The 13,533-nt window shown below is 38.9% G+C and carries 13 protein-coding genes; all 13 read right to left on the bottom strand.

What is annotated here, in order from left to right:
* Positions 1-13 precede the first annotated feature (13 nt).
* The 13 genes from A9970_RS18925 to ccsA all read right to left on the bottom strand — a co-directional run bounded on the left by A9970_RS18925 (position 14) and on the right by ccsA (position 13,513).
* Positions 14-1,252 (bottom strand): thioredoxin family protein, encoded by a 1,239-nt coding sequence (locus tag A9970_RS18925; RefSeq protein WP_182983335.1) that lies wholly within the window; start codon positions 1,250-1,252, stop codon positions 14-16.
* A 111-nt stretch (positions 1,253-1,363) separates the two neighbouring features.
* Positions 1,364-2,551, bottom strand: coding sequence for an aminopeptidase C (locus tag A9970_RS18920; protein WP_153847497.1), 1,188 nt, complete (start codon positions 2,549-2,551; stop codon positions 1,364-1,366).
* Positions 2,552-2,819: 268 nt separating this feature from the next.
* On the bottom strand, positions 2,820-3,872 hold the full coding sequence (locus A9970_RS18915) for a TerC family protein (protein ID WP_153847496.1): 1,053 nt from the start codon (positions 3,870-3,872) through the stop codon (positions 2,820-2,822).
* 1 nt (position 3,873) lies between these two features.
* Positions 3,874-4,845, bottom strand: a complete 972-nt coding sequence (locus tag A9970_RS18910) for a polyprenyl synthetase family protein (protein WP_075990972.1) — start codon at positions 4,843-4,845, stop codon at positions 3,874-3,876.
* Between the two features lie 50 nt (positions 4,846-4,895).
* On the bottom strand, positions 4,896-5,459 hold the full coding sequence (locus tag A9970_RS18905; protein WP_070563316.1) for a DUF3109 family protein: 564 nt from the start codon (positions 5,457-5,459) through the stop codon (positions 4,896-4,898).
* Positions 5,460-5,464: 5 nt separating this feature from the next.
* Entirely contained in the window at positions 5,465-6,250 is a 786-nt protein-coding gene (locus A9970_RS18900; RefSeq protein ID WP_070563318.1) for a DUF3108 domain-containing protein, read from the bottom strand.
* Between the two features lie 117 nt (positions 6,251-6,367).
* Positions 6,368-6,889: a DUF2480 family protein gene (locus A9970_RS18895; protein ID WP_070563320.1), complete on the bottom strand. Its 522-nt coding sequence runs from the start codon at positions 6,887-6,889 to the stop codon at positions 6,368-6,370.
* A gap of 62 nt (positions 6,890-6,951) precedes the next feature.
* Positions 6,952-9,057 carry a SurA N-terminal domain-containing protein gene (locus A9970_RS18890; RefSeq protein ID WP_182983334.1) on the bottom strand — a complete coding sequence of 702 codons (2,106 nt, stop codon included), beginning with the start codon at positions 9,055-9,057 and terminating at the stop codon, positions 6,952-6,954.
* 293 nt (positions 9,058-9,350) lie between these two features.
* Positions 9,351-9,980 (bottom strand): LPS export ABC transporter periplasmic protein LptC, encoded by a 630-nt coding sequence (gene lptC, locus A9970_RS18885; protein WP_070563326.1) that lies wholly within the window; start codon positions 9,978-9,980, stop codon positions 9,351-9,353.
* A gap of 8 nt (positions 9,981-9,988) precedes the next feature.
* Positions 9,989-11,314: a membrane protein gene (locus A9970_RS18880; RefSeq protein ID WP_046672330.1), complete on the bottom strand. Its 1,326-nt coding sequence runs from the start codon at positions 11,312-11,314 to the stop codon at positions 9,989-9,991.
* Between the two features lie 175 nt (positions 11,315-11,489).
* On the bottom strand, positions 11,490-12,473 hold the full coding sequence (locus tag A9970_RS18875) for a DUF6427 family protein (protein WP_070563329.1): 984 nt from the start codon (positions 12,471-12,473) through the stop codon (positions 11,490-11,492).
* Positions 12,474-12,493: 20 nt separating this feature from the next.
* Positions 12,494-12,703: a CcmD family protein gene (locus tag A9970_RS18870; protein ID WP_046672332.1), complete on the bottom strand. Its 210-nt coding sequence runs from the start codon at positions 12,701-12,703 to the stop codon at positions 12,494-12,496.
* 147 nt (positions 12,704-12,850) lie between these two features.
* Positions 12,851-13,513 (bottom strand): cytochrome c biogenesis protein, encoded by a 663-nt coding sequence (ccsA, locus tag A9970_RS18865; protein WP_046672333.1) that lies wholly within the window; start codon positions 13,511-13,513, stop codon positions 12,851-12,853.
* Positions 13,514-13,533: the final 20 nt, after the last annotated feature.

The following is a 13,533-nucleotide window of genomic DNA, read 5'->3' as shown; positions in this document are numbered from 1 at the left end:
TGTCGGGATAAGGTTAGTTCTCCCAAGTTTTTATTCCTTTCATCATTTTGTCCAGTGTTTCTTGATAGATAGGACGATCGTCCTCACTGGCCATTTCAATAGCTTTGTTTTGCCACTTTATGGCTTTTTCTTTTTCTCCTTTCTTATAGAGTAGGTTTGCATAGGTATCCAAGAATGCACTGCTTGGATCTTCAATGATGGATTTCTTGCTCCAGCTTAACGCAGATTCAATACATGCAGCATCACTGCTATTGTTAAAAATAGTCCAGGCAAAGGTATTTAATTGGTGTGGAGTAAAATCTTCTGACGAAAGGTAATCATTGATGGTATTCTTCATGGCTATATAATTCTTCACCTGAAGGTAATAGTGTGCTTTTATCTTCTTGAACATCGGGACGAAATCGATGTCTGGATATTTTGCAGCAAGTTCATTTTGATAACTATCCCAGTTGGGTTCATGTTTGGCATCTATTTTAATCTGAAATAATTCGTTGACGACAACATTTGCCAGTGTGCGGTTGGCAATACCTGGTGACTCTAATAGAATATCAATTTTCTCTTTATTGTTGCGAATAAGATTGAAAGCTTTTGAATTGGTGAATTTGGCAGCCGCCAATAAAATATGGACATTTTCTTTTTTGAATAACTCATCCGTGCCCAACGAATTTGCTAAAGTATTTTCTGCCTTTCGTGCTGTATTTTCATCGTAAGCGATATTCGCTGCTTTCAGCATCTGCTTGGCTGTATAAATATCTTGAGGTCTTTTCTCGAATTTTTTTAACAGCGTGTAATACTGTGTTTCGGGATATAGTCCATCCATCACATGACCGACAAATTCGGGAGCATCACTTGCACCGACAATTCGGTGTACCGCTTGGCCATTGGGATTAAAGATAAGAAATGTGGGAAAGGATTGAATATTGTATTCATTGGAAATAGCACGCGCATCGGCATACCATTTTTTGACATTGGCATTGTCGGACTCTGTGGAATCCATTTGTACCCTGACACTAATGAAGTTCTGATTAATTGGCTGCCCCACCTGCTCTAAGGGAAAGATCTCATTGCTCATATATTGGCAAGGGCCACACCAGGTTGCAAATAGCTCTACAAAGATAAACTTGTTCTCAGCTTGTGCCCGCTCCTTTATTTGCTTCCAACTCAACCCTTCTACAAATTTCACCCCCTTAGTCTGGGCCTGAGCCAAATTCCCGAATAAAATTGTAAGACATAACGCGATTATACTTCTCATACTCACTCAACAAAAGATTCATAATTATGTTTAAGTTATTAAATTAATCTGAAAACAAAAACACCTCTGAAGTATTAATTTCAGAGGTGTTTTCGTGGACGGATAAATCGCTTATTTGATATTTATCTTCGATTTTAAATCTTTTGTTAGACCGTCTTTATGTAACATCAAAGAAGTTGTTTTATAACGTACAAATTCTTTTGATGCATATAAATAACCATGATAGTCATTTGTTGTGCCCCAAGAGTTTTTAACGATGTAATACTCTTTTCCGTTTTGATCTTTTACAAGACCTACGATATGCATACCGTGGTCATCTGTAGTTTGCCAGTTGTCGAAAGCTTTTTGTCTTTCTTCCGCCGTTACTTTTAACTCTGGTTTAGGACCAACAAACATCGTTGACTTTTCCTGATCTGTCATTTCCTCAAAAGGTTTTTCTGGTACATAAGCTACACCATTTTTCCAAGAGAACCCTTTTTCTGATACGTCAGTTGCCCAAGCTACAGTATAACCCTTTTGTAAAGCATTGTCGATGATGTCCGTTAAATCGTTCATCTTAACATTATAGAAACGGTCGAATGACCAGTTGTCAGGAATCAACAATACGAATTGGCTGTAGTATGGATGGTCACTTACCGAAGCAATACCTACGTAATCATCCGGATTGATACCGATTACCTGATCTGCAAAAGTGCGTGGTGTATAGGATTTACCGTTGTAATCAAATTTCTCAGGTACTTCCCCAAGATAAGAATCCATCGCTGCGGTATATGCTTTTTCCCAGTTTGGAGTTAATGTTTTGCCTTTTACTACTGCTCCTAACATCGCATCCAACATATTTGTCATTTCACCAAAGTTGTTACGTGTAGTACCGTAGTGAAGACCTGTGTAAGCAGATTGCGGCATTGTACCGTATTTACGGAATGAGTTCAAAACATCATGGAATTGACCACCTTCACCCAATGACAATCCACCATGAAGGCGAACATAAGTACGTGCTTTATCTAAGTACGTATTGCGCGCAGTATATATTTGGGAGATCTCAACTGGTTTTTTACCCATACGGATCATCTCTGACTCCAGGAAAGAATTACCTGAATAAGACCAACAAGTACCTGATGAACCTTGGTTTTTGATGGATGTGTTACCTAAATTGATAACTTCAGTAAATGTAAATCCAGATTTGCTATTGTCATTTTGATTTGCTTTTAGTGCATTGATCAAATTGTCCTGTGCTTGTACTTGGAATGAAGCTGCGAAAAGTGAAGCAGCTAGTACAATCGTTTTATTCCAATTCATTGTTAGTATTTTGTTAATTTAGTGTGGTGCTAAATTAAATAAATTAAATTTAGTAAGGTAAATTCCTCTGTAAAATAATTGTTCTTAAAAATCTACTATTTTTTTGCTAATCTTTTGTTGGAGAATAGGATATGTAAGAAGCGATAACATCAAATAGAAATGGTCAGAAATTTTTTCTGACCATGGTGTTTTGTATCGTTTATAATTTAGCGCTGATTACTGGTGTTTCTTGCCGAACAATGACCACCGGTAGGTTGTCAATAATCGCTTAATCAGCCGGTGAAGGCTTTTTTGGAAAAAGCAGCGAAGCAATGATACTCAACGCAAGTATGCCGACAATAACGATCAACGAATGTGTTGTTGTAAAACCTACTTCGGCCAACCAGTGATGCAGCAGCATCTTTAGACCAATGAAGACCAACAAAAATGCTAAACCTACTTTGAGGTATTGGAATTTGTGGATAATATTGACCAAAAGGAAGAACATAGACCGCAATCCAAGTATGGCAAAAATATTGGAGAAAAATACAACATAGGCATCTTTGGTAACCGAGAAAATTGCAGGGATAGAATCCACAGCAAAAATCAAATCCGTAAATTCTATGACCAGTAATACAAGAAATAGTGGCGTCATATATTTCACTCCGTTCTCTACATGGAAGAAGTGCCCGCCATCTAATTTTGGTGTTACCTTAAAGTATCGGGAAGCGAATTTAACAACTGGGTGGTTTTGTGGATCTACTTCTTCTTCCTGGTTACGGTTGATAAACATTTTTACCCCTGTAAAGACCAAAAAAGCACCAAAAACATATAGAATCCAGCCGAATTTAGCAATCAGGGTAGCGCCAAGGAAAATAAATAAGAAACGCATAATGATTGCGCCCAAAATTCCCCATACCAAAACTTTATGGTAATAGCGCTCCGGAATACCAAAAGAAGTAAATAATAATACCATCACAAAGATATTATCTACGGATAGGGCATATTCCACAACGTAACCGGTGAGATATTCCAGACCAAGATTTTTGTTGTAGAGCTCGAGACTCGCCGCTAAATCACCCGGAATGATTTTAATATCGTGGTGGTGCTTGGTAATGATTTCCTGAAGGTGGTCCAAGTCATGGATATTGTGTAGTTCAAATCCATAGTGACGAAGAAGCCAATAGAAACCCAATGAGAATAAGACCCAGATGGCGCTCATGATGCTAGCCATCTTTAGGCTAACAGGTTTGTCGCCTTTGGAGAATAAGCCTAGATCTATTGCGAGCATAAGTGCAATAAAGATGAGGAATCCGCCAAAAAACATTAATTCGTGACTCATTTTATTTTTTTCTTTCTGTTGTATATTTTACCAGCTGCTCCAACCCCGCTTTGTATTCACTGTCGGGAAAGTCTTCCAAAATCCGGAAAGCGTCTTGTTGGTATTCCAGCATCTTATTTGTAGCGTATTCGAGCCCTCCGCTCTGGCGGACAAAGGCAATGACTTCGGCCACTTTGTGTGCATCCTCATTATGGTTTTTAATCAAATTAATGATCCTACGCTTTTCACTTGAAGTCACTTGATTCAAGGCATAGATTAGCGGTAAGGTCATTTTCTTCTCTTTGATGTCATTGCCGAGCGGTTTGCCGACATCATCTAACCCAAAGTCGAATAAATCGTCCTTGATTTGAAATGCAATTCCGATTTTTTCACCAAATTGATGGAGCTTATCTATTGTTTCCTGATCTGCATTTGAAGAAGCCGATCCACAGGCACAGCAAGAGGCAATCAGCGAAGCTGTTTTCTTCCGTATGACCTCAAAATAAATAGATTCTTCGATATCCAGTTTACGGGCTTTTTCAATTTGAAGCAATTCACCTTCGCTCATCTGATCCACAGCTTCCGATACAATTTTTAGTAAGTGATAATCCTGATGTTTTACAGAAAGGAGCAGGCCCCTTGACAGCAGAAAATCACCCACCAAAACAGCAATTTTATTTTTCCACAAAGCATTGATGGAAAAAAAACCTCTGCGTTCGTAGGAGTTGTCTACCACATCATCATGTACGAGTGATGCGGTATGCAGCAATTCTACGAGAGCAGCTCCTCTGTAGGTGGATTCATTGATTCCGTTGCATATCCCAGCAGAAAAGAACACAAACATGGGCCGCATTTGTTTGCCTTTACGTTTGATCAGGTATTGTGTAATGCGATCCAACAAGGGGACGGAGCTTTTCATTGAAGCTTTGAATTTTTTTTCAAAAGCCTCAAGTTCATGGGCAATAGGACGTTGGATCTCTCTTAATTTTGACATGAATTGGGGTGAAATACCAAAATAGTTAAAGCTTAAAGATAGTGATTTTGTTACAACTCTTCGACTGCTTTCTCAAGATTTTTGTACCATTCCTCACCATAGGTTCGGATGAGAGGATCCTTTAAAAATTTAAATACAGGGACCTGTAATTCTTTACCAAATGAGCATGCATCTTTACAGATATGCCAACGGTCATAGTGTAGTACGTCGAATTCGGGGTAATGTGTTGTCCTGATAGGATAGAGGTGACACGAAACGGGTTTTCGCCAATGCACCTCGCCAAGTTCGTAAGCTTTTTCGATAGCGCATTTTGTAATGCCATTTTCCCAGGTCACATAGGCACATTCTTTATTCCCATCAACACAAGTGGTCGTTAGATCGCCATCAATATCGACAACATACTTCCCTTGCTCTTCAATCGCTTCAATACCTTTCTCGGTCATATAGGGCTTTACTTTGGGATAAATCTCCTCCAATATAGCCTTTTCACTCTCCAATAAAGGTGCGCCTGAATCGCCTTCAATACAACAAATTCCTTTACATTTTGATAAATTACACACAAAGTCATTGTTGATTAGATCTTCGTGCACCAATACATTTCCTACTTCAATCATTCTAATTATTTTGAGTAGCTTGCTTTCTGTCCCAATTTGTATTTTAATCCACTGGCTTCGAGTAATTCCAGTGTTACCGAACCGATTAGAATATCTACATTGGCTTTGACCGGAATACGGTTGCCATCATTGGTTACCCACAGATAAAGCTTGCTATTTTTTTTAAAGATACGTCCTGGTTTAATCTCAGGACTGAATTTGAGACATTCTAAAGTGCCTAATTCCGTTTTTATTTTTTCTATTCCAATATATTGTATGCCTAAGGTGGCAATCTCATCATTCAAAAAATAAGTCAGCTTAAAAGATTCTCCTGGTTTAACAGTCGACAGATCTAGATTTCGGGCGAAATAATAGGAAGAAAGCAAGTCGAAAGTCTGATCTACCTTCGAATTGAAAGTCCCCTTGTTGCCTACAACACTATTTGTTTCCTGGTTGAAGCGCACCTTATCGTTCCGTCTATATCCTCCTTCACGAATGTTTTCCGTATAGTAATACGGTAAAAATGTCTTGCTGTTGATATACGAGTTGTATTCATTTCTCACCGTATATATGGCAAAGGCGCCAGCTGTTTTGCCGGCAGCGTATAGATGAAATGAAGGGTTTCCGGCTCCATCCTTGGTATCCTCAACGGTTAATGTCCCTGTTGCGGCTGAAATAAAGCCATAACGGAGTTTATATTTTAATTTCTCGCCACCTTTAAATGCCGATTCTTTTAAATGCGGTAAATCTTGAGCGAAAGCAGTACTTACGATAACGGATAAGTAAAGGAGCAAAGTCGATATAAGTTTCATGTACGTAAGTTTACGAAATTTGTTTGAAAAAGAAATGTTAATTTCATTCAAATAAATTTAACTTTTGGAGTTAATGAGACCTTCATGGACGATGACATATACTTATGTTGAGCTGAGTTATTTAGGCTGTGTCCGCTTAAATACGGGGACCGTAGAACAGGGTTCACCATACATAATACTCTTTGCTACCTTACTCAATTTTACCGTAAACTGCACAAATGTAGACTCTGGGATAAACGTATCGCCACAACCTTTCACAACCACACGTTGATCTCGAAATTGTTCCATGTCAATCTGTTCAATTGCCGCAGCATACTGTATACGCAACAACTCCTCTGAATCCCCAAAAATAACTGTCTTCGCATAGGGTTCCAATTTGTTGGCTAATAACATATAAGCCCAGGTCGGAACAATAGCATCGGCAGTACACGTAATTGCGACATGTTTACCTTCGTATTGCGACCAGTCGTGTGTCTTAATGAATTCTCGGAAATCCTTTTCTTTAAGAATCAAGCCATGGAAGAGATTATCCTTAATATCATAGACTACATTGTCTGCTTTAGGATGGTAGTTGGCCAGGTCAACTGTGACTAACCCACTTTGCGCAACTTTGTTGACAATATCTGTTTGAATATCCATATTTACATCAAAAAAAAAGCCGGACGATAATTCGTCCGGCTACAAATTTACTTAAAAATCTTTTAAAAGAATTTCACTCTATTGTCAATGATTTCAGCTTTGTCTTGTAAAGCGCGGAAAATAGATCCCCAAGCGCGTTGTGCTTTAGCTGCAAGCATTTGTTTCTTTTGTCCGTTGATATCCGAAATCGCGGCAGGATTGGTAAAACCATTTACTTGTACAACATATACACCGGTATTGCCTTCAATCGCTTTGGAAGGTTTGTTTGGCTGTAGCCCAAAAACAGTACCAACCACTTTGTTTTCTAATGCAACACCAGGAATAACTGGGTTTGCGAAGACAACATTTTCAACGTGAATAGCTGCTTTACCAACTTTTTGTGCTACTTGATCAATAGAAGATGTACCTGCTAAAGCCTTGTCAAATTTATCTTTCAAGATTCTAGCTTTAACCATATTTCTTACTGCAGGTTCGATATCTTTCTTAACAGCATCCAAGGAAAGAGTTCCTTTAGGCTGTATGTCGACCAAGTTTGCTAAGATATAAGAGGTTTCAGTTTCGAAAACTTTATCTGAAATATCGCCTTTTTTAGCTTCGAAAGCCCATTTGATTAAATCACGTGGAGCTTCGGCGCCATCTAATACATTGTCCATCGCTGTTACGCGTGAGGCTGTTTTTGCTTCCAGACCAATTTTTTTCGCTTCTTGAGCAAAGTTCTGTGCTGTAGCTGCAGATAAGAATGCTGTTGCTTTGCTATGTGCATTGTTCAACGTTTCTTTTCCGCTGTTGATCACTTTGTCAATGATAGCAACTTTTGCATATTTTGAACTTCCTGATTGTTTTTCAATTTTAATGACATGGACACCATATTGTGATTTTACAACTTTGATATCGCCTGTTTTACTTTCGAAGATGGCTGTCTCAAGATCTGGAGCCATACGGCCTCTTGTTAAAGTACCCAGCTCGCCACCGTTGGTTTTGCTCTCTGGATCTTTGCTGAATTGAACCGCCAATGCCGCAAAATTGTCTCCTTTTTGAATCAATCCTTTGATCGAATCTGCTTTCGCCAATGCTTTATCCATTCCACCTTCGGCAGCAGGATCCAATAGTATGTGTGATGCTTTCACAGAGTCAGGGCTTACGATCGTCGAAACAACTTTTGCAATTTCATACGCATTGTTGTTTAAGAAAGGTCCCACAGTTGTTCCGGCCGCAACATTGAAGACAACGGAATCCAATGAAGGACTCAACTGTCCTTTTTTCACATAAGTAAACGGAAATTTGTTGTCTGAATTGATCGAAGCAAATAAAGAGTCATCTTTAGCAACGATTAAATCTTGTTTCAATTTATTGATCGTCTCTTTTACGGCCAATGAATCTTTTGCAAGAGGTTTTGCATCCACCATTACGTATTGGATCGCACGTGTTTCCTCTTGTGTTTTGAACATACTTTTATGCTCATTATAATATTCTTGGTAATCTGCATCAGTCAATTTGGCATCAGCATCCTTAACAGAAGCGTAATCCAAAAGAATGTATTTGAAGTCTGCTAGTTTATTACGCTCTTGGTATTCTTCGTTTGCTTCCAAAGAAGTAACATATACGCTATTAGAAAGCAATTCGCCATATTTGCTGCTTAAACGCTCATCTCTAACGCCTTTCAGTAGTTCCTCCCATTGTTCAGCCACTTGTTGGTTACCTGATGTGTTCATTTGGGTGATAAAAGCACGCAGTTGACTCGGGTCAAATTGTCCTGTTTGTGGGTTGGTAAACGCTTGAACGATTTGAGGTGAAGGGTTGTTACCTTGCACTAAATCATTTAATTCGTCTTTGCCGACAGTCAAACCGATTTTTTCAATTTCCTTTTTCAAGATTTCTCTTGATAAAAATTGATTCCATACTTGTTGAACAGCGTAGGTCCGCATTTGAGGGGTCACTGCACCGCCCATTTGTTGTTTGAACATTTCCTCTGTTTGTTCAACTTGCTTACTGAACTCAGGATATTCAATTTCAGTTCCGTTGACTTCCCCTACACGATTTTGATGTCTCGCCCAAAAAGGAGCTCCCCCTCGAACGACATCGCCTAGTAAAAATGCTAAAATTGCGATAGCCATAGCTGCGGTCAAGATGACACCAGCTTTGTTACGCAAAAAGCCCATTAATCCCATAGTCTGCTTATTGTGTTTATATTGTGTAAATACTTGTATTTCGTTAATTTATGCATAGCATAGCAAAATGCGGTGCAAGATACAATTTTTATAAAAAAAAACGGAATATTTTCCTGAATGTAACAAAACAAATTTGAAAACTATTTGTATAAAGTGGAGTTTTTTGTGCTCTTTTAGTTCAAATGATTCGTTTTGAACAACTTAATCGTATAAATAAACTGCCTGGAGGTATTGTCTCGGATCTATACCTGCTGTTAAGCTAAACCTGAATCTGGTTTATGGCCTGCAAATAGTTATTTACCTAAGGAAGGGAAGAGACTGTTGTTGGTGATCACCGTATAACCAGTTGCATTGGCTATATTGACGTGTTTAAAATCCTTGTCCGAAGTAAATGATGAACCTTGTAAGTTACCGCGATTATCCCGAAAGAATGCCGTAATGGGAACATGATTATAAAAGGTCATGTTGCTGTTGCTATCGGCTTTACTTTCGTCATAGATGATCTCTTCTGTTTTGATGACAGAACCGTCAGCCATAGTAACCACCACATTTTTGGTAAATACGGTGGTCTTTTCTTTTTCCCGCCGAATAGCATGGTCGGAAGTAATTCGCTGAGTTTCCTTTAAATTGTCGTCGTAAAAGATGATTTTTATGCTTTTTGGAAATTCGTATACTTCGGTGCTATCGTGTTTGATACGCATTTCAGGGGCTGTAAGATTCGCTTTTACCCGTGTGGAATCGCTATAAATAATATCGACATGACGCGAAATGTCGACCGCCTCTTCCTTTTTCATATTGGCAATGCGGTCTACCTCTTTTAGATCCGGTTCGCAAGAGGTCAATGAGAGCGCCCCTAGTAAAAATAAGATTACTAGGGGCGATATATTTTGGAATATGGATGAAGCAAATGTCTTGCGTACCATCGTATTAATTAATCTAAAGGCGGTTTTCTAAACCAGCGGTCATTGAGGGTAAAGCCGATATTAAAGTTAATATAGCGTTCACGTAGGAGACTGTTGCTGATTTTGCCCATTTGGCCAAATTCTGCAGAGAAGTTTATTTTAGAGAAAGCTCCTGAAAATTGATTTCTTGCCAACGGCAGTCCCACACCTACAGTAACCGCCATATCGTTGATATTCTGGTCGCTTAAGAAATATTGTGTTTTATTATACCTGAAACCAACTCTATAGTCTACTTGGTTCAGATATTTAAGCGAAGTAACATCTGGTGTAATCTGACCACCAATCGCTACGCCATAATTCTTCCGTAGTTCGTTTTCACCCGCTCTGGTCTGAAATCTTGACCAATCGGCATATTTAAAATCGGCCCCGATTAACCATCGGTTGTTACGTGCAAGGGTAATACCTACATTATGTCGCAACGGAAGCGTCAAATGCCTGCTGCTACGGTCCGAAACATAGGTGCTATCCAACGGGATATTTTGGTTGTCTGGATCCGTTGAAGGTGTAACCCGTGTATTAAAAATTGTTGCTCTTTCTTTGATATCATTATTGAGCGACCCTGAATAACCAACGATCAACGAGTATTCTCTATTTAAAGGTTGTTCGTATTGCAGACCATAATCAAAGATAATCCCTTGGATTTCGCGCTTATTTTGTTGTTGTGTATTTAATGCTCCGGATGAAGGCAAAAACTCTACACGGCTATAATCATTTAGGGTTCCAAATAGATAAGACATATTGGCACCAATACTCAGACCTTTTACAATGCGTACCCCCCAACCTGCATAGGCTTTAGTTAAACCACCTTCGCCCGTGAAAACTTTCGTATAGGGATCAGAATTGACTGTTCCCGTTGAAGATGTCCGATAGCCTATATCTGAATAGGGAAGGATACCCAAGCTGATACCACCAAATCGTTTCATTGGGAATGTCATGGTGATGTGGCTAAAGGCAAAGTCAGCGGTATTATCCGATCTTGTTGTCGAATTTAACTGCGTGTAGTTCCCGTATAAACCAGCATCAAAGGTCGTAAACTGTGTAGCAGAATAAGATGCAGGGTTGCTTGGGTTGGTATTATACACGCCATTGATTCTCCGGACAGCGGTATTGACACCTCCCATCCCTCTATATTGTGGCAATAAATCTTCACGCATCTGACCAAGTCCAAATTGAGAATAAGGTGATGCGGATGTCGTTTTTTGTGCAAATGCGGTAGTAGAACTAGCTAAAATTCCACCTGCTAACAACAGTTGGAGTGATTTATTTCTTAGAGAGCTTGTAAAGCGTTTCTGCATGGTCAATCTATAAAATTGAGAAACTAATGTTTATTTAGTTTTAGTGAAATTTTCGAGTTATCTGACTCTTATATTAAATGTTCTTTGCTTTTAATCGCATACAAAACTATTCAATTTTTGCGAGCTTGTTAAGCCGATTTTGTTAAAAAAGGTTAAACACTTATTGTACAGTCGTTTAGAAAAACTGAAAGTAGATTATGGTCAGTGTTATGATGGCATATACAACTTCAAAAAACCATTTCTTTTTGGCATAAGTGAAATAATAAGCCATATAAATAGCGATGGAGGGGGCACAAAGTAAAAAATGGGCCTCCGTTAGTTTTTTATTCCAGTAAAAAGAAACTATCGCAAGGCATAACATAAAAAACAACAGTTGAAATGACTTGCGAATATGCACGACACTTTTGAAAAAATTGTCTTTCAATACCAAGAGGAAGAGTATTAACGTAAAGATTACTGGGACGAGTACCAGATAATCGACTAACTGAATGCGAATAGCAGTAGGGAATTTGTAGGTAAACGGTAGCCAAATGGTATAAAACTGCTCCATTTTACCCATCCAAAGGTAGATAACCGCTAAGATGAAATAGACCGTTGCTAGGCCAAGTAAAGGTGTAATCCACTCGCGCCAGTTGAATGGCCTAAAAATGAGTAGGCCTATCCATAGTAAGGCGAACATACTCAGAAAAGGGAAGTAGATCAGACTTCCTATCCCTACAATCATACCGAGATCAAACATTTCGGCTTTAACATCTGTCTGCCGATAGAGGGAGAGCAATTTGCTTAACATCCATATCGAAATGAAATTACAGATCAGTGTGGGTGAAAGTACCAAAAATGGTAAAAACAGGCTGGCCAGTGTCATGTACATCAAAGCAACCAAGAAACTGGGTTTACCCAGCAGGTTAAAATGGCTTGTGATGCGATTGAGTATCGTTGCCTGAGAAATCGTCAGGATCAGTGTGATAAAAACATTGGTCGAAGGAGAGAGGTTGATTAAGTTATTTTCTCCCAAAAGATTCCCCAAGGCAGGCTCAAAGATTACAGAATCAAGTTTGTCCGGAAGGTGAAGAAATATGCCTAAGCATAAAACAAAACCCACGATGGATAGAAATAAAATATTGATGGGTGAATAATTTCTAAACTGACTTATAATCATCGTATGCAATCAATAAAATGCTATTTATTCTTTTTTTCCAATTTGCTGATACGGCGATCGAGCAAGAAAAGGAAGAAAGCCAAACCCAGAAAAATGACCAACATGACCAATACAACAACGTAGATCTTACCTTCGCTACGTAATCCAGTCGCCATCTCGACATCATCCTGTGCAAATGTGCTCAAAGTTGATAAGAGTAGTAAGGCGATTGACAATGTTATTTTTTTCATTTGTTTAAAATATTATTCGTGTCGTTTTCATTGTTATGTATGATTCGATACACGCTATTTGATTTATGTAATATTCTGTTTTTTACTGATTGGGTTTTACCGGATTTCTTTATTTTAGAAATAAAGTACGGTATTAGCCGTTCAATATTATGCGTTCAAGTCTTTCTTTTCGAGCAGGCGTACCCTATAGCGAAGTGAACAAATCCAAGCTGCAATCATTGGCCAGCCGATCATCGCGGCATAAAATGTAGGGCGTAGCTCGCTGCTCATTTTTAAATCGCCAAAGGCTGCGTTTCCTCCACTTCCAGGGTGAAGAGAGTCTGTCATCTTTGGTAGAATATAAAGTAACACGATGATAATCGGAAATGCAAAGATATTGTACACAGCCGATATTTTGGCTCTTTTTTGTTCTTCTTCCAGCGCATTGCGGAGCACCAAATAGGCTAGATACATCAGTGTTGCTATGGCAGAGCCATTAAGCTTCGGGTCGTTTGGCCAAGGCTCTCCCCAGGTGATGTTTGCCCAAAGCATACCTGTTGCAAGTCCAAGAAAACAAAATGTTATTCCGGTATTAACGGCTTCAATGGCCATTAAATCATACTCCTGTTTGCCCGTATTGAGGTATTTGATACTATAAATAACAGACACCAGGTACATAACGAACATAGCCGACCACATTGGGACATGAAAATAAACGTTGCGTATGCTTTCGTGAAGGATGAATAGGCGGGGAACAGGTCCCAAAAGACCATTGATAATGACCGCACAGATAATCATTACCGCTAATATTTTCCACCATTTTTTTCTCATGGATAAATTGAATTTAGTTT

The organism is Sphingobacterium sp. UME9 (assembly GCF_014170215.1).
GTDB lineage: Bacteria > Bacteroidota > Bacteroidia > Sphingobacteriales > Sphingobacteriaceae > Sphingobacterium > Sphingobacterium paramultivorum.
This window is presented reverse-complemented; position numbering and strand designations above follow the sequence as displayed.